Below are 251 nucleotides of genomic sequence, written 5' to 3'. Positions count from 1 at the left end.
CTTGGCGATCTGGGTGAGCGCGTCGACCTTCGGGACGACGAGCTGGGAGGCGAACTCCCCGGCGTCGGCGGTGTAGACCTTCGCCGCGCCGTACTCGGCGGCCTTCGCCGCGATGTCGGCGGCGGCCGCTCCGGCGCCCAGCACGACGGCGCAGGGGGTGCCCAGGCGGCGGGCCAGGGTCAGCAGTTCGAGGGCGGGCTTGCGCACGGCGCCGTCAACGTGGTCGACGAGGACCAGGATCTCACTCATGG

General features: G+C 73.3%; 1 pseudogene. It reads right to left on the bottom strand.

Going from position 1 to position 251, the window contains the following annotated elements:
* Positions 1–249: pseudogene (locus OO57_RS38200) on the bottom strand (electron transfer flavoprotein subunit alpha/FixB family protein); the annotation flags it as partial.
* Between the last annotated feature and the right edge of the window lie 2 nt (positions 250–251).

It is taken from the genome of Kitasatospora phosalacinea (assembly GCF_000717185.1).
Taxonomy (GTDB): Bacteria; Actinomycetota; Actinomycetes; order Streptomycetales; family Streptomycetaceae; genus Kitasatospora; species Kitasatospora phosalacinea_A.
Note: the sequence above shows the minus strand (reverse complement) of the source record. Positions and strands in the feature narration are given on the sequence as shown.